At 34.3% G+C, this 16,276-nt stretch carries 17 protein-coding genes and 1 other annotated feature; of the genes, 15 read left to right on the forward strand and 2 right to left on the reverse strand.

Going from position 1 to position 16,276, the window contains the following annotated elements:
- Positions 1-21: 21 nt before the first annotated feature.
- The 15 genes from RZ74_RS01645 to mprF all read left to right on the forward strand — a co-directional run bounded on the left by RZ74_RS01645 (position 22) and on the right by mprF (position 12,936).
- A complete protein-coding gene (locus RZ74_RS01645; protein ID WP_053949716.1) occupies positions 22-1,104 on the forward strand; it encodes a PIN/TRAM domain-containing protein in 1,083 nt (360 codons plus the stop codon).
- 115 nt (positions 1,105-1,219) lie between these two features.
- Positions 1,220-2,710: a glutamate--tRNA ligase gene (gene gltX / locus RZ74_RS01650; RefSeq protein WP_053949717.1), complete on the forward strand. Its 1,491-nt coding sequence runs from the start codon at positions 1,220-1,222 to the stop codon at positions 2,708-2,710.
- A gap of 121 nt (positions 2,711-2,831) precedes the next feature.
- Complete coding sequence (cysS, locus tag RZ74_RS01655; RefSeq protein ID WP_053949718.1) at positions 2,832-4,238, forward strand: cysteine--tRNA ligase; 1,407 nt, start codon at positions 2,832-2,834, stop codon at positions 4,236-4,238.
- A gap of 3 nt (positions 4,239-4,241) precedes the next feature.
- Positions 4,242-4,658, forward strand: a complete 417-nt coding sequence (locus tag RZ74_RS01660; protein ID WP_053949719.1) for a Mini-ribonuclease 3 — start codon at positions 4,242-4,244, stop codon at positions 4,656-4,658.
- Entirely contained in the window at positions 4,648-5,403 is a 756-nt protein-coding gene (rlmB, locus tag RZ74_RS01665; RefSeq protein WP_053949720.1) for a 23S rRNA (guanosine(2251)-2'-O)-methyltransferase RlmB, read from the forward strand. Before RZ74_RS01660 ends, rlmB begins: the two co-directional genes overlap by 11 nt.
- Positions 5,404-5,416: 13 nt before the next feature.
- The gene (locus tag RZ74_RS01670) at positions 5,417-5,941 is read left to right on the forward strand and encodes an NYN domain-containing protein (RefSeq protein ID WP_053949721.1); all 525 of its coding nucleotides are present in this window, start codon (positions 5,417-5,419) and stop codon (positions 5,939-5,941) included.
- A 122-nt stretch (positions 5,942-6,063) separates the two neighbouring features.
- Positions 6,064-6,678, forward strand: coding sequence for a sigma-70 family RNA polymerase sigma factor (locus RZ74_RS01675; RefSeq protein ID WP_053949722.1), 615 nt, complete (start codon positions 6,064-6,066; stop codon positions 6,676-6,678).
- A gap of 70 nt (positions 6,679-6,748) precedes the next feature.
- Positions 6,749-6,898 carry a 50S ribosomal protein L33 gene (rpmG, locus tag RZ74_RS01680; RefSeq protein ID WP_053949723.1) on the forward strand — a complete coding sequence of 50 codons (150 nt, stop codon included), beginning with the start codon at positions 6,749-6,751 and terminating at the stop codon, positions 6,896-6,898.
- Positions 6,899-6,913: 15 nt separating this feature from the next.
- A complete protein-coding gene (secE, locus tag RZ74_RS01685) occupies positions 6,914-7,087 on the forward strand; it encodes a preprotein translocase subunit SecE (RefSeq protein WP_053949724.1) in 174 nt (57 codons plus the stop codon).
- A gap of 102 nt (positions 7,088-7,189) precedes the next feature.
- Positions 7,190-7,738, forward strand: coding sequence for a transcription termination/antitermination protein NusG (gene nusG / locus RZ74_RS01690; protein WP_053949725.1), 549 nt, complete (start codon positions 7,190-7,192; stop codon positions 7,736-7,738).
- 124 nt (positions 7,739-7,862) lie between these two features.
- The gene (gene rplK, locus RZ74_RS01695; RefSeq protein WP_034531902.1) at positions 7,863-8,288 is read left to right on the forward strand and encodes a 50S ribosomal protein L11; all 426 of its coding nucleotides are present in this window, start codon (positions 7,863-7,865) and stop codon (positions 8,286-8,288) included.
- A gap of 101 nt (positions 8,289-8,389) precedes the next feature.
- Positions 8,390-9,082 (forward strand): 50S ribosomal protein L1, encoded by a 693-nt coding sequence (rplA, locus tag RZ74_RS01700; protein WP_053949726.1) that lies wholly within the window; start codon positions 8,390-8,392, stop codon positions 9,080-9,082.
- Positions 9,083-9,155: 73 nt separating this feature from the next.
- Positions 9,156-9,271: a sequence feature (ribosomal protein L10 leader region), on the forward strand.
- A gap of 24 nt (positions 9,272-9,295) precedes the next feature.
- Positions 9,296-9,802: a 50S ribosomal protein L10 gene (gene rplJ, locus RZ74_RS01705; protein WP_053949727.1), complete on the forward strand. Its 507-nt coding sequence runs from the start codon at positions 9,296-9,298 to the stop codon at positions 9,800-9,802.
- Positions 9,803-9,847: 45 nt separating this feature from the next.
- Positions 9,848-10,210: a 50S ribosomal protein L7/L12 gene (rplL, locus tag RZ74_RS01710; RefSeq protein WP_053949728.1), complete on the forward strand. Its 363-nt coding sequence runs from the start codon at positions 9,848-9,850 to the stop codon at positions 10,208-10,210.
- A gap of 131 nt (positions 10,211-10,341) precedes the next feature.
- Entirely contained in the window at positions 10,342-12,936 is a 2,595-nt protein-coding gene (gene mprF / locus RZ74_RS01715; protein ID WP_378252597.1) for a bifunctional lysylphosphatidylglycerol flippase/synthetase MprF, read from the forward strand.
- A gap of 130 nt (positions 12,937-13,066) precedes the next feature.
- Here mprF and nrdF read toward each other — a convergent pair whose 3' ends face one another.
- A complete protein-coding gene (gene nrdF / locus RZ74_RS01720; RefSeq protein WP_053949730.1) occupies positions 13,067-14,041 on the reverse strand; it encodes a class 1b ribonucleoside-diphosphate reductase subunit beta in 975 nt (324 codons plus the stop codon).
- Between the two features lie 24 nt (positions 14,042-14,065).
- The gene (gene nrdE, locus RZ74_RS01725; protein ID WP_053949731.1) at positions 14,066-16,231 is read right to left on the reverse strand and encodes a class 1b ribonucleoside-diphosphate reductase subunit alpha; all 2,166 of its coding nucleotides are present in this window, start codon (positions 16,229-16,231) and stop codon (positions 14,066-14,068) included.
- Positions 16,232-16,276: the final 45 nt, after the last annotated feature.

Genomic DNA, 16,276 nt, shown 5'->3' on the forward strand with positions numbered 1-16,276 from the left:
TAACTAGCGAGGAAAATAAAAATGAAAACATTTGATAAATACACTGTGATACAACTGATATTCGTAATATTAGGAGCAACACTTGGGGTGATTTATTTACCAGTTCTATGGCATGCGATTTGGTTACACCCATCCCACTTATTAAATAATGCCTTTGTTGATTCATTAATCGGAGCATTGGTATTTTTCTTAATCTCATTATTTGCCGTTAAAAGAGTAATTTTTACATTAGTTAAAATGGAAAAATATTTGTCTTCTAAAAATCCGCTTTACGTTTTAATGGGAACAATTGGAATGATTATTGGTCTTGTCTTGGCCATCTTAATTTCAATTGTATTATTTAGAACCAAATATTTAATTACTAACTTAATCTTGCCAGCATTACTTATGATTGTTTTTGGTTACTTAGGATTTATTCTGGGAACAACTAAGTTAAATGATTGGAAAAAGATTTTTGGAATGGGCATTAAGAAGGCCAGTGGCTCAGTTAGTGCTACCAATGGTAATGAAGTGAAATATAAAATTCTAGATACTAATATCTTAATTGATGGTCGTATCTATGAAGTTGCTAAAACCGGTTTTATTGAAGGTACTTTGTTAGTACCAAAATTCGTTTTATACGAATTACAATACATTGCGGATTCATCAGATAGTCAAAAGAGAATTCGTGGCCGTCGTGGTTTAGATATTTTAAATAAATTACAGACTGAAAAGATTATGCCAATTGAAGTTACTGATAAGGATTTTGAGGATATCAAGGAAGTTGATAGTAAGTTAATCCATTTAGCCAAAGATGTGAATGGGTCAATTATTACTAATGACTACAACCTAAACAAAGTAATTCAATTCCAAAAAGTAAACGTACTAAACATTAATGAGTTAGCAAGTTCATTGAAACCACGTTTTGTACCTGGAGAACATTTAGAAGTTATGATTCTTAAAAAGGGAACAGAACGTAGCCAAGGAGTTGCATTCTTAGATGATGGAACAATGGTGGTTGTTGAAGAAGGAAAGAACCATCTAAATGAAAGACTTTCAGTTGAAGTAACTAGTTCTATTCAAACAGATGCAGGTAAAATGATCTTTGCGAAAATTGATGAATAAATAAAAAATTATATAAACGGATAGATTTAATGCTACCCTTTATTTTTGCTGATAATAATTGTAAAATTAGAATGTTATTCTATGAATTTATACAAAAGAAGAGGAGAAAATATCATTGGCTAATAAGAAAATTCGTGTTAGATATGCACCAAGTCCAACCGGACATTTACACATTGGTAATGCTAGAACAGCAATTTTTAATTACCTATTTGCTAGACATAATAAAGGTAAGTTTATTATCCGTATCGAAGATACTGATACTAAGCGAAACGTAGCTGATGGTGAGAGAAGTCAGTTAGACAACTTAAAATGGCTTGGCTTAGATTGGGATGAAGGTCCAGATAATCCAGGAAAATTCGGTCCTTACAGACAATCAGAAAGAAGATCAATTTATGATCCATTAATTCAACAATTGTTGGATGAAGACAAAGCATACTACTCATACAAAACCGAAGAAGAACTTGAAGCAGACCGTGAAGAACAACGTGCTAAAGGAATCATGCCACATTACGAATACGAATATGCTGGTATGTCTCAAGAAGAAATTGAAAAATCAATGGCTGACTCAGAAGCTAAAGGTTTAAAACCAGTTATTCGTTTCAGAGTTCCTAAGAACAAAGTTTACGCATGGGATGATGTAGTTAAAGGTCATGTTGAATTTAATTCAGACACTATCGGTGGAGACTTCGTTATCGTAAAACGTGATGGAATGCCTACTTACAACTTCGCGGTTATCATTGATGATCACGAAATGCAAATTTCACACGTCTTTAGAGGAGACGACCACGTTGCTAATACACCTAAACAATTAATGATGTATGAAGCATTTGGTTGGGAAGCTCCAGTATTCGGTCACATGAGTTTAATTACTAGTGCTGATACCGGTAAGAAACTAAGTAAACGTGATGAATCAATCATTCAATTTATCGAACAATACCGTGATTTAGGATACCTACCAGATGCAATGTTTAACTTCATTACATTGCTAGGTTGGTCACCTCAAGGTGAAGATGAAATCTTCTCTCAAAAAGACTTTATCAAGATGTACGATGAAAATCGTTTGAGCAAATCACCAGCCAACTTCGATAACAAGAAGCTAGAATGGATTAACAACCAATACGTTAAGTCAGCTGACGAAGACGTTGTAATGGACTTAGCATTACGTCAATTGATTAAGAAGGGTAACTTACCTGAAAATCCTGATGCTTTAACTATCGAATGGGCTCGTAAGTTAATTAATACTTACAAGCAACAAATGAGTTACATGGCTCAAATTAATGAAATGGCTGACGTATTCTTCAATGAACCTGCTGAAGTATCTGGTGAAGCTCTTGAAGAAATTCAAAATGAAACTGCACCAGTGGTATTAAAAGCATTCGCTGAAAAAATCAAAAAAGCCCCAATCTTGGATACTGTTGAAATTCTAAAAGCAATTAAAGAAATTCAAAAAGAAACTAAGATTAAGGGTCGTCAACTATGGATGCCAATCAGAATCGCCGTTACTCACGAAAGTCACGGACCTGAACTACCTGAATCAATTGAATTGATTGGTAGAGAAAAAGCATTGAAGCATATTGATGAAACATTAAAACAAATCAATCAATAATAAAATTAGTCGCACTAAAGCATGCTTTGGGCGGCTTTTTTATTTGAATTTATCCTAATATATAAGCTATTCTTATGATAGAATTGTATAAGAACAAAAAATAGAAATAGAGGTGCCATTAATGCTAAGGATCTATAATACATTAACTCAAGAAAAAGACGTATTTAAGCCAATTAAGCCAAGAACGGTTGGTATGTATGTCTGTGGTCCAACAGTATACAACTATATTCATATTGGAAACGCGAGAAGTATTGTTGCATTTGATACTATTCGTCGTTATTTTGAATATTGTGGTTACCAAGTTAACTATATTTCTAATTTTACCGATGTAGATGATAAGTTAATTAATGAAGCAAAAGCAGAAAATACTACTGTAAATGAATTAGCTGATAAGTATATCGAAGCTTATAAAGAGGATGTCAAAGCGTTGAACGTTGAACCTGCAACAATGAATCCTAGAGCGACTGATAATATTGATGGAATCATTGATTTTGTTAAATCATTAATTGATCAAGGATATGCATATGAAGTTGATGGGGATGTCTACTATCGTGCTAGAAAATACGATGATTATGGTCATCTAGCCCATCAAAGTATTGATGACTTAGAATCTGGTGCTAGTCAACACGTTAGTGATGATGAATTAGCTAAAAAAGAAGACCCAATTGATTTTGTCCTTTGGAAAGCTGCTAAACCTGGCGAAATTTCATGGCAATCACCATGGGGAGAAGGTAGACCAGGATGGCATATTGAATGTTCAGTAATGTCAACTAAGTATCTAGGTGATACGATTGATATCCATGGTGGTGGTGAAGACTTGAAGTTCCCTCATCATGAAAATGAACGTGCCCAAAGTGAAGCCAAGACTGGCCACAAGTTTGTTAACTACTGGATGCACAACGGTTTTGTGACAGTTGGTGATGATAACGAAAAGATGAGTAAATCATTGGGCAACTTCGTTACTGTTCATGACATTGTGAAAGAAGTTGATCCGCAGGTAGTTCGTTTCCTAATGTCTACCACCCAATACCGTCGTCCTATTCAATATAACCAAGCTAATCTAAAGGCCGCTGAAAATAATTTGAATAAGTTAAAGAATGCATTTAATAATTTGAATTACCGACTATCTGATGCTGGGGATGTAGACGACATTAAACTAGAACAAGAAATTCGCCAAATCCAAGCGGATTTCCAAGATGCAATGGATGATGATTTTAATGCGCAAAACGGAATCGATGCTGTCTATGAATTAGCCAAATTAGGTAATTTATATGCAGAAAGACCTGAAGTGGGTGCTGGAACTGTTAAGTTAATTATCGATAAATTAGTTAAAATGTCATCTGTTTTTGGTGTGATTCTAAAAGAAGAAAAACTTGATGATAGTGAAGTTGAAGGTTTGATTGAAGAAAGAAATCAAGCTCGTAAAAATAAGGACTTCGCTAGAAGTGATGAAATTAGGGATCAATTGAAAGAACTTGGGATTATTTTAGAAGATACAGCTCAAGGAACCCGTTTTAGAAGGGAATAAATAATGGAAAACAACATTGATTATAAACAGTTGAATGGAATCGCGTTAGCATATTTAGGCGACTCTGTGTATGAAGTGTTTATTAGAAAGCACCTATTAAACTTAGGAATTAACAAGCCTAATCGTTTACAAAAAACTGCTAGAAAGTACGTGTCTGCAAAGGCACAAGCAGCATTAATTCAACTTATGTTAGAAGATGAAATTTTAACTGAGGAAGAAGATGCCGTTTTTAAACGCGGAAGAAATGCGAAAAGTTATACTCATGCTAAAAATACAAGTGTATTAACATACCGTTTTTCAACCGGTTTTGAAGCAATGATGGGATACCTATCACTAACACAACAAAATGAACGATTAGCTGAATTAGCACAATGGTGCATTGAACAAGTAGAAGCAGGGAGGCCACAATATGAAAACTAGCGATCAAAGTGAATTTATTATCGGACGTCATCCGGTCGTTTCCGCATTAAGAGGGAAACAAGAAATCAACAAGGTCTTTTTGCAAAATGGAATTAAAAAAGATGAAAAAAGTATCGAAGAAATTATTAAGTTAGCAAAACAAAAGCACTTAGTCATTTCTACTGTACCAAAGCAAAAATTAGATTTATTATCTGATAATCAAAATCACCAAGGAGTAATCCTTTCAATTTCACCATACAAGTATGCAACGGTTGATGAATTGTTTGATAACTCAGAAAAACAAGATGTTCCACCATTCTTCTTGATTTTAGATAACATCGAAGATCCACATAATCTAGGATCAATCATTAGAACTGCTGATGCTGCAGGGGTAACCGGAGTTATTATTCCTAAACACCGTGCAGTTGGATTAACTTCAACTGTTGCGAAAACTTCTGCTGGGGCAATTGAAAGAATCCCAGTAGCACGAGTAACTAACCTAGTTAACACTGTTAATGAATTAAAAGAACGTGGTGTTTGGGTATTTGGTACAGATATGAGGGGATCAGATTATAGAAGATGGGACGCTAAAGGCCCAGTTGCTGTAATTATTGGTAATGAAGGAAAAGGAATTTCACCATTATTGAAAAAGAATGTAGATGAAATGTTAACTATTCCAATGGTAGGTCAATTACAAAGTTTAAACGCTAGTGTTGCTGCCAGTTTATTAATGTATCAAGCTTATAACTCAAGAAATCCATTATAAGAGGGTTTTAAAAATGAAAAAACAATTACTGTTGATTGATGGATACAATGTAATTGGTAGCTGGCCTGAATTGAACAAACTAAAGTTAGAGGACAGATTATCTGACGCTAGGGATGCTTTAATTCATACGATTTCTGAATATAAAAAATATCGTGACGTCGATATGAAAATTATCTTTGATGCTATGTATGTACCTGGATTATCTAAAAAAGATAATAAATATGATTTAGATATTATATGGACTAGTAAGGACGAGACAGCGGATAGTTATATTGAGGCTTATGCTCGACAAAAACAATCTAGATTCGTGCAAGTAGTAGTAGTTACTTCTGATCAAGCTGAACAATGGACTGTCTTTTCTGCAGGAGCATTGAGAATATCATCTCGTGAATTGTTGAGGGATGTTCAAAGATCAAAGAAGGAAATTAAATCACACGTTAAAAATTATTCTAATCAATTAAATGCACAACGTTTAACATGGTCGGATGACCAGTTGTTAAGACTAGAGCAATTAAGGGACAATTTATCGAAAGATTAAATTTCTTAAATAAGATTAATCTATATTATCAATTTATAAACGAACGAAAGTTCGCTTGTTTATAAAGCCAAGCTTATTTAGATTTATTTATGCACTTATGATTCTGATAGGGGTATTGATAAATGGTTTTAGAAAGTCGAGAAATTGATAAAAGATTGATTATGGATTTTAATAATAATAATAACGAAGATGCATTGGCTAAATTATTTAACAAATATAAGCCACTCATAAATAAAGTATGGAGTTCTTATTACTTAACCGACATGGATATTGATGATTGGTATCAAGAAGCAATGTTGGTGTTGATTAAAAATATTAATGAATATAATTTTGAACGGAATGCTTCATTTGGAACGCTCTTTAAGATTAGTTTGAAAAATCATATGTTTGATATTTTAAGAAGAAGTAATGCTAAGAAAAGGATGCCAGCCGATAAATTAGTTTCATATAGTGCAAATGAATCGTTATATAATAATAGTATAAAAGACAAGGCTTACATGCATCCTGAAGAAGCAATGAAGATGAAAGAATGTATCGAAAAACTTTCAAATCAATTATCACCAATGGAGTTAAAAGTTGCTCATGCAATGTTAATGCAGATATGTGACGGTAAGAGTGACGAGATGGATCAAATCCGTCACAATCTAAATCAGACTCATAGTGATAAAACATTGGAAAATTGCATTAGTCGTTTAAAAATCAAACTAAAAAAGGTACTGAACAGTACCTATCATTAATATTTGTTTCGTTGACTAGCTAAAATATAAATGCTATCATAAAAACATTAAAGTCTGGGAGTAATCAGAAATGTCACAAAAGAAAATTGCGTTGCAATGTGCAGTTTGTGGTTCCAGAAATTATACGACTACGGTCGGTAATAACCATGACAATCGATTAGAAGTAAAAAAATATTGTAAGCATTGTGGTAAAGCTACCATGCATAAGCAAACGGTATAAAATTGGAGGAAGACAATGAAGTTATTTAAATTCTTTAAGAGTGTTGGTACTGAAATGAAACTAGTTGTATGGCCAAACGGTCACCAAACTAGAATCGATACAACTATCGTAGTATCAATGTCAATTATTTTTGCAATCTTCTTTGCAATTGTTGATTGGGCAATTCAATCAGGTTTACTATATATTTAATTTAGTATTTAAAAATTATCACAATAGTGATATTATAATGATAGTTTAAAACTTCGTGAGTGCGGAGTTTTTTTATTTTGGAAAAATATAAGGGAGTTAATCATAATGGAATCAGTAGAAAAACAATGGTATGTAATTCACACTTACTCAGGTTACGAAAACAAAGTTAAGGCTAACCTTGATTCACGTACTGAATCAATGGGTATGTCTAACTTTATCTTTAGAGTAGTTGTTCCTGAAACTGAAGAACACGAAGTTAAAGACGGTGTTGATAAGGTTAAGATGGATAAAACATTCCCAGGTTATGTATTAGTTGAAATGGTTATGACTGATGAAGCATGGTACATCGTTAGAAATACTCCAGGTGTTACTGGTTTTATCGGATCACATGGTCAAGGAAGTAAACCAACTCCATTGTTACCTGATGAAGTAGAATTAATTCTAAGTCGTATCGGTGTAGCACAAGAAAAACAAGAACTTGATGCAGAAATCGGTGACACTATCACTATTATTGATGGTGCATTCGCTGACTTAACTGGTAAGATTGTTGAAAAAGATGATGAAAAGGCTAAGTTAAAAGTTAATATTGACATGTTTGGTCGTGCAACCACTGCAGAATTAACATTTAGCCAAGTACAACCAATTAGATAAAAAATGGGTTGTTAATTATAAATAAACGTGATATATTATATTTTGTATGTTCACGCATACTCAAGTGGGAGGAGAAATCTCATCTCCAATTTTTACCACACACGGACTTAAGGAGGTATGTCTCGTGGCTAAAAAAGTAGCTAACGTAGTTAAATTGCAAATTCCTGCGGGTAAAGCAACACCTGCTCCTCCAGTTGGACCTGCATTGGGTCAAGCTGGTATTAACATTATGGGATTCACTAAGGAATTCAATGCACGTACTGCTGATCAAGCAGGTTATTTGATTCCAGTTGTGATTTCTGTATATGAAGATCGTTCATTCGATTTCATTACTAAGACACCACCTGCTTCAATTCTATTGAAGAAGGCTGCTGGTGTTGAACATGGTTCTGGTGAACCAAACACTAACAAGGTTGCTAGTGTAACTAAGGACCAAGTTAAGGAAATCGCCGAAACTAAGATGAAAGATCTAAACGCAGCTGATGTTGAAGCCGCAATGCGTATGATCGAAGGTACTGCTCGTAGTATGGGATTCACTGTTGAAGGCTAATTTTTAATTAGTTTCTATACTGTAGTACCATAACACCTATATTTAGGTGTTATGTGGGAGGTTTATCCGTTACAACCACAATTGCAAGGAGGAAAACACTGATGGCTCAAAAAAGAGGTAAAAAGTATCAAGACGCTTTAAAGCAAGTAGACCGTAACAAGGCTTACTCTGTTGAAGAAGCTGTTGATCTTGTAAAGAAAATTGATTTCGCTAAGTTTGATTCAACTGTTGAAGTTGTATTTAACTTAAATGTTGACACTAAACAAGCTGATCAACAATTACGTGGTGCTGTTGTCTTACCAAACGGTACAGGTAAAGACCAAAAAGTTGTTGTATTTGCTAAGGGTGACAAGGCTAAGGAAGCTGAAGAAGCTGGCGCAGATGTTGTTGGTGACGCTGAATTAGCTGATAAAATCCAAAACGGTTGGTTAGACTTTGATGTTGCTATTGCAACACCAGACATGATGGCTCAAGTTGGTCGTCTAGGTCGTGTTCTTGGACCAAAGAACTTAATGCCAAACCCTAAGACTGGTACAGTTACTATGGATGTTAAGAAAGCCGTATCTGATTCAAAATCAGGTAAGGTTACTTACCGTACTGACCGTGACGGTAACGTTGCTGTTATTATTGGTAAGTCTTCATTCGACACTGACAAGCTAGTTGGTAACTTCAAGGCTATTGAAGACTTGATTGTTAAGAACCGTCCAGCTTCAGTTCGTGGTACTTACATCGCTAACTTATCAGTTTCATCAACTTTCGGACCTGGTGTGAAGGTTGATCTAGAATCATTCTAAAGTTAAGTAATTAATTTGGAATTTAAAAATCCCTATTGACCAAGCTTTATATGTATAGTAAAATACTATTTGTTATAAAAATTGATATCTACCTAAGACTTGGGTGGTACTTGTACCTTAATATCCCAACGAGGACACTTAAAACGGTTTCTCTATGTCTAGGTGGCATAGGGATTTTTTATTAAATCCCAAAAAATATTGGGAGGTGAAACAATGCCAAAGAAAGAAGTAATCGACGCCAAAGCTAAACGTGTAGAAGAAGTTACTGAACAATTCAAGAACGCTACTACTGCTATCGTAGTTAACTACCGTGGTTTGAACGTTGCTGAAGTAACTGATTTACGTAAGCAATTACGTGATGCAGGTGTTTCATTCAATGTTATCAAGAATAACATTGCTGTACGTGCATCTAAAGAAGCAGGTTACGAAGAATTAGGTGATTTATTCAAGGGTCCTACTGCCGTAGCATTCTCTGATGAAGATCCTATTGCTCCAGCTAAAGTATTGAAGAGCTTTGCTGACAATACTGAAGCTGTTGAAATTAAGGGTGGTATCCTTGAAAGTAAGGTATCTACTCTTGCTGAAATTGAAGAATTCGCTTCATTACCAAGTCGAGAAGAATCAATTTCAATCCTTGCAAGCATGTTACAATCACCTGTTCGCAAGTTTGCTATTGCTGTTAAAGCAGTTGCAGAAAAGGGCGATGGCGACGTAGCCTAAGCTCAACAAATAAAATTATAACTATCCAAATTGGAGGAAATTAAAATGGCTTTTGATAAAGATAACATTATTGAACAAATTAAAGAAGCTTCAATCTCAGACCTAAACGACTTAGTTAAGGCTATTGAAGAAGAATTCGACGTTACAGCTGCAGCTGCTGCTGCTCCTGCTGCTGGTGGTGCTGCTGGTGCCGCTAAAGACTCATTCACTGTAGAACTAACTTCAGCTGGTGACCAAAAGGTTAAGGCTATCAAGGTTGTACGTGAAATCACTGGTCTAGGTCTAAAAGACTCAAAAGACCTTGTTGATGGTGCTCCTTCAGTTATCAAAGAAGATGCTAAAGAAGACGAAGCTAACGACATCAAAGCTAAGCTTGAAGAAGTTGGCGCACAAGTTACTCTTAAGTAATTTAAACCTTTTCAAAAAGACACATGTTTATCATGTGTCTTTTTTTGTACATAAATTAGATATAAAACCTTGTTATGTTAATTATAAATTGAGATAATGTAGATAATTAGATTTTTATGGAGGAAGCAGAATTGAAAGCTTTATTTAAAAAGTGTGCTGATTGGATAAATCGTCATATGACACTTGTTAAAGTCATTTTCGTTTTATTTGTATTAGCAGTTGTAGTTCATGTTATTTTTTCTGTGTCAAAAGAAATTAGTGGAAGACAAATGGCGGAAAGTTTCTCTAGATTATCACCGATATCTATCTTTATTATGATTCTTTTGGGATTCATCGCAGTATCTCCAATGTTAATTTATGATTTCACTATTGTTGATTTTTTACCTGGTAAATTTAAAAAATCATATATCATAAAAACAGGTTGGATTACTAACACATTAACTAATATCGCAGGTTTCGGTGGGGTATTAGGAGCTAGTATGAGATCTAGTTTCTATAGTGAAAATGCGACTAAAAAACAAATTTTATATGCAATTTCAAAAATTGTGATATTCCTATTAGCAGGACTATCAACATATTGTTGGATCGCTTTAATTATGATGTTTAGTTTCGGTTTCGGAACTAATAGTCATGATTGGTGGTGGTGGATTGTTTTAGTACTTGGTGGATTATACTTCCCAATTCTATTCATCATTACCAGATTCACAGATTCCGATTACTTTAAAGATTTAACAATCAAATTAGAAGCACAATTAATTACTGGCTCATGCTTGGAATGGCTAGGATGTGCAGGACTATTTATGGCTATTGGTGCATTTATGCATCAACCAATTAACCTACTAGCTGTTTTCCCAGTGTTTGTTGTTGCTAATGTAGTGGGAGTGGCTTCTTTAGTACCAGGGGGACTTGGTAGTTTTGAAGGAACCATGTTATTGGGGTTAACTTTTATTGGGGTGACACCAAGTGATGCCGCTGTTTGGTTAATCTTATATCGTGCATTCTACTACATTTTCCCAGTGGCTTTAGGAATTATCTTCCTAGTTATTGATGTATTCCAACGATTTAACACATTCTTAGACGGTATTCCTAAGCTAATTATTCAAAGACTAGCTCATATGTTTATAACACTATTCATGTATTTCTCAGGAATCATGATGTTATTACTTGCTGTAATTCCTAATTTAGTATTAATGAATAGATTCTATATTTCATTGGAACCATATTCGTTCTACTTCTTAGACCAATTAAGTACAGTGATTGTGGCGTTCCTATTAATTGGATTCGCTCGTGGATTTGGCTCAAAGGTTAAAAAAGCATTTTGGCCAACTGCATTACTTTTAATTATCGCAATGGGGAATACACTTTGGAAAGAAGATTTCCCAAGTAATATGATTGCTCTTTCTGTATTGATATTAATTAGTTTATGGCTAAGTTATGGCGTCTTATACCGCCAAAAATTCACATATTCATGGGGCCATGTATTAATTGATTTATTGATTTTTGGCCTAGCGTTTATTTTCTATTTGATCATCGGATTACTTACAAACTTTAAGTTTGCTGTTTTCCACTGGTCAAACTCATACTTGCTTCCTTCACCACAAGTTTGGTTTGCTGGCTTCTTAGGACTTATTTTAGCTTGCCTAATCTTAGTCCTAACTTATCGTTTTCTTTCATACTCAAAAGTAGATTGGTTAAACCAACCATTTGACGCTAATCGAGTTTCTGAAGTTATTAACAAGTTTGGTGGAAATGAAGTTAGTCATTTAGCATATGTTCGCGATAAGGATATTTATTTCTATCAAGAAGATGGGGAAGATCAACTATTCTTTATGTACAAATGTCGTGCTAACAAGATTATGATTATGGGTGAACCTATTGGTAACATGGCTAAACTAGAATCTGCTATCGATCAATTTATTGAAGATAGTGACAATATCGGTTACTCACTTGTTTTCTATGAAATTGGTGAAGAACTAACAATGTTACTTCATGAAAAAGGATTCAGTTTCACCAAGGCTGGAGAAGAAGGGCACGTTGCACTAGATACTTTCTCCATTACAGGAAAGAAGCATCGTGGTGAACGTGCTTTGATGAATAAATTTGAACGTGATGAATACAAGTTTGAAATTATTCAACCACCATTCTCTGATGCCTTTATTGATGAATTGAAAGAAGTATCTGACAATTGGTTAAAAGGAAAACCAGAAAAGGGATTCTCACTGGGTTACTTTAATAAGTATTACTTAAACCAGGCACCAATTGCAGTTATGAAAGACAAAGATAATAAACCGGTCGCATTTGCGAATATTATGCCAACTGGTGACCGTGAAATGACATCAATTGATTTAATGCGTTCAAGTGAAGATGCACCATCTGGAATTATGGATGGAATTTTCATTAACTTATTTAACTATGTTAAGGATGAAGGATACAGCTACTTCAACTTAGGAATGGCACCATTATCTAATGTTGGAGAATCTAGATATAGTTTTATTGATGAAAAGATATCTAACTTGATTTACAAGTATGGAACAGCTTTCTACAGTTTCCAAGGACTAAGATCTTACAAAGAAAAATACGTTAGTGAATGGACTCCTAAGTATATTTCATACCGTCGTGGAAACTCACTTGTCTTTACAATGTTACAACTATTAGTATTGGTAAATGAACATGTTGAAAAGAGTTCTGAAAATCTTCCATTCTGGAAAAAATGGTTTAAAAAATAGACCTTTAATCAATTTAAAATGATGTAAATAAAAATACCCGAGATTGATATTTAAAATTCAATCTCGGGTATTTTTTTGCTAATATCGAATATAAAAAAGCAGTCACTAATTATTAATGACTGCTTTTTTATTATTGATTATCTTTTGGGAACCAAATCTTGTAATCGTCATCTTTCATTGCTTCAACTTCACCTAAACGGTAACCATTACCAACTTGTGAGAAGAAGTCATGGTTAGCTGTAGATGTTGAAATACCGTTCATAACGATTGGATCAACATCGTCGGCGTTGTCTGGGAACAATGGATCTTGACCTAAGTTCATTAGTGCCTTGTTAGCATTGTATCTAATGAATTTTAGTACGTCATCAGTCCAACCAACTTGATCATATAAGATGTGAGTGTATTTTTCTTCATTTTCGTATAAGTCGTATAAGAAGTTGTACATCCAATCCTTTAAGTCTTGCTTTTCATTATCACCTAATTGGTTAAAACCTAATTGGAATTTGTAACCAATGTAAGTTCCATGAACTGATTCATCACGAAGAATTAATTTAATGATTTCAGCCACGTTAGGTAACTTGTTGTGTCCTAAGTACCAAAGTGGAGTGTAGAAACCAGAGTAGAACAAAAAGGTTTCTAGGAATACACTTGAAATCTTTTTCTTTAATGGGTTTGAATCGTCATGATATAGTTGATAAATTTTCTTTGATTTGTTTTGAAGGAATTCTTCTGAATCACTCCAATCAAAGATTTCAGCAATTTCGTCAGGAGTATTTAGAGTTGAAAAAATTGATGAGTAACTTTTGGCATGGACAGATTCCATAAATTGAATGTTACTTAGAACTGCACTTTCATGTTGTGTAGCGACATCTTTTCTAAGTGCAGCCATACCATCTTGTGATTGAAGGGTATCTAATAGAGTTAAACCACCAAAGACATGACCAACTAACCATTTGTGATCATCATCTAAGGTTCTCCAATCAGCTAAATCGTTTGATAGGGGAATTCTAGTATCTAACCAAAATTGTTCGGTTAATTTTTCCCAGGTTGCTTTATCAATTTGGTCACTAATCGCATTCCAGTTGATAGCTTTATAATTTTCCATTGTAATAAAAATCTCCTAACTAGTTTAGATTGAGCAACTTTCACATTCGTTAACACCGACTTCTTGGTTGTCATCAGTGTAAGTTCTTACGTAGTACAATGACTTAATGCCTTTAGCGTGAGCGTAATTACGAAGAATTGTTAAGTCACGAGTGGTCATTTTATCAGTTCTACCGTTTTTCCATTCATATAGTCCAGCAGGAATAGTTGAACGCATGAATAGGGTAAGACTCATACTTTGATCCACATGTTTTTGAGCAGCAGCATAAGTATCGATAACTCTTCTCATATCAATGTCGTAAGCTGACTTGTAGTATTTTAGAGTGTCATTTGATAAGAATGGAGCTGGATAGTAAATTTTACCAGTTTTTGATTCGTATCTTTCTTCAACACGACTAATGATAGGGTGCAAACTAGCAGTAGAATCATTAATGTATGAAATTGAACCGTTTGGAGCAACAGCCATTCTATTTTGGTGGTATAAACCATCCTTCATAACAGCTTGTTTCAATTCTTCCCAGTCACTTTCAGTTGGAACAAAAATACCATCAAATAGTTCTTTAACACGGTCGTTAGTTGGACCCCAGTATTTAGTGGTGTATCTGTCGAAGTAAGTTCCGTCAGCATATTGACTCTTTTCAAAGTTATGGAAAGTTTCGTGGCGTTCAGCCGCAATCTTGTTAGAAGCAACTAAAGTCCAGTAGTTTAATAGCATGAAGTAAACACCAGTAAATTCAATAGCTTCATCTGAACCATATTCAATTTGGTTTTTAGCTAAGAAACTGTGTAGACCCATTCCACCTAGACCAATACTATGTGATAGGGCGTTACCTCTTTGGATAGAAGGAACAACATCAATATCAGAGTGGTCAGTAACAAAAGTTAAAGCACGAACCATTGCATCAACAGACTTACCAAAATCAGGACTAGCCATCAAATTAACAATGTTGGTTGATCCTAAGTTACATGAAACGTCAGTACCTAATTGTTCATAGTTTTGTTCGTTATCAACAGTAGAAGGTTCTTGTACTTGCATGATTTCTGAACATAGATTACTCATAACAATCTTACCATCAATAGGGTTTTCCTTGTTAACAGTATCGATATTAATAATGTATGGGTAACCAGATTCTTGTTGTAACTTACTAATTTCAGTTTCTAGTTCACGAGCGTTAATCTTAGTCTTTTTGATTTCATCGTTGTTAACCATGTTGTCATATTCAGCAGTAATATCAACGTATGAGAATGGTACACCATAAATTCTTTCCACATCATATGGACTGAATAGGTACATATCTTCATCGTTTTGAGCTAATTCATAGAACTTATCAGGAACAGTTACTGCTAGTGATAAAGTCTTAACACGAATTTTTTCATCAGCATTTTCTTTCTTAGCTGAAAGGAATGCAATGATGTCTGGATGGAAAACGTTTAAGTAAACCGCACCAGCACCTTGACGTTGACCTAATTGGTTAGAGTAAGAAAAACTATCTTCCAATAACTTCATAACAGGAACAACACCAGAAGCAGCACCTTCGATATGTTTGATAGGGTCACCTGCAGCACGTAGGTTAGAAAGGTTAATTCCAACACCACCACCAATACGTGATAGTTGTAGTGCTGAATTAATAGTTCTACCAATTGTGTTCATGTCATCAGTTGGTTGAATTAGGAAACATGAAACGAATTCACCACGACGTTTTCTACCGGCATTCAAGAATGAAGGGGTAGCAGGTTGATATCTTTGGTGAACGATTTCATCAGCTAGGTTCATTGCTAATTCTTCATCACCATCTGCAAAGTATAATGCGTTAATCGCAACACGATCGATGAATTCTTCTAGGTAGTAGTTTCCATCATCAGTCTTTAATGCGTATTGAGCATAAAATTTGTAAGCAGCCATAAAAGATTTGAATTCAAAATTTTGGCTCTTCAAATAATCATAAATTTTTTCAATAAATGAGAAGTCATATTTTGCTAAGAATTCTTCTTCAAGATAATCATTTTCTACTAAAAAGTCATATTTTTCTTTTAAAGAATTAAAAGTTTTTAAATTAGGTTTAACGTTTTCTTTGATAAATGCAGCTAGGGCATCTTTATCTTTATTTAGTTGAATTTTATCATCCTTAGGGATGTTAATTTCATTATTAAGATCGTAATAAGTTACGTCTTTCAAATCTTTTAATGACATATTCGAACCACTCTTTCATAGTAAAAAATTGATATTTATAGATAA

The organism is Apilactobacillus apinorum, assembly GCF_001281175.1.
GTDB lineage: Bacteria > Bacillota > Bacilli > Lactobacillales > Lactobacillaceae > Apilactobacillus > Apilactobacillus apinorum.

What these genes read in the sequence shown, in the direction of transcription:
- nrdF (WP_053949730.1), bottom strand. Translation starts at nt 14,041, where the DNA reads ATGGAAAATTATAAAGCTATCAACTGGAATGCGATTAGTGACCAAATT.
- cysS (WP_053949718.1), top strand. Translation starts at nt 2,832, where the DNA reads ATGCTAAGGATCTATAATACATTAACTCAAGAAAAAGACGTATTTAAG.
- RZ74_RS01660 (WP_053949719.1), top strand. Translation starts at nt 4,242, where the DNA reads ATGGAAAACAACATTGATTATAAACAGTTGAATGGAATCGCGTTAGCA.
- rplL (WP_053949728.1), top strand. Translation starts at nt 9,848, where the DNA reads ATGGCTTTTGATAAAGATAACATTATTGAACAAATTAAAGAAGCTTCA.
- rplA (WP_053949726.1), top strand. Translation starts at nt 8,390, where the DNA reads ATGGCTCAAAAAAGAGGTAAAAAGTATCAAGACGCTTTAAAGCAAGTA.
- RZ74_RS01670 (WP_053949721.1), top strand. Translation starts at nt 5,417, where the DNA reads ATGAAAAAACAATTACTGTTGATTGATGGATACAATGTAATTGGTAGC.
- rlmB (WP_053949720.1), top strand. Translation starts at nt 4,648, where the DNA reads ATGAAAACTAGCGATCAAAGTGAATTTATTATCGGACGTCATCCGGTC.
- rpmG (WP_053949723.1), top strand. Translation starts at nt 6,749, where the DNA reads ATGTCACAAAAGAAAATTGCGTTGCAATGTGCAGTTTGTGGTTCCAGA.
- RZ74_RS01645 (WP_053949716.1), top strand. Translation starts at nt 22, where the DNA reads ATGAAAACATTTGATAAATACACTGTGATACAACTGATATTCGTAATA.
- secE (WP_053949724.1), top strand. Translation starts at nt 6,914, where the DNA reads ATGAAGTTATTTAAATTCTTTAAGAGTGTTGGTACTGAAATGAAACTA.
- RZ74_RS01675 (WP_053949722.1), top strand. Translation starts at nt 6,064, where the DNA reads ATGGTTTTAGAAAGTCGAGAAATTGATAAAAGATTGATTATGGATTTT.
- nrdE (WP_053949731.1), bottom strand. Translation starts at nt 16,231, where the DNA reads ATGTCATTAAAAGATTTGAAAGACGTAACTTATTACGATCTTAATAAT.
- rplJ (WP_053949727.1), top strand. Translation starts at nt 9,296, where the DNA reads ATGCCAAAGAAAGAAGTAATCGACGCCAAAGCTAAACGTGTAGAAGAA.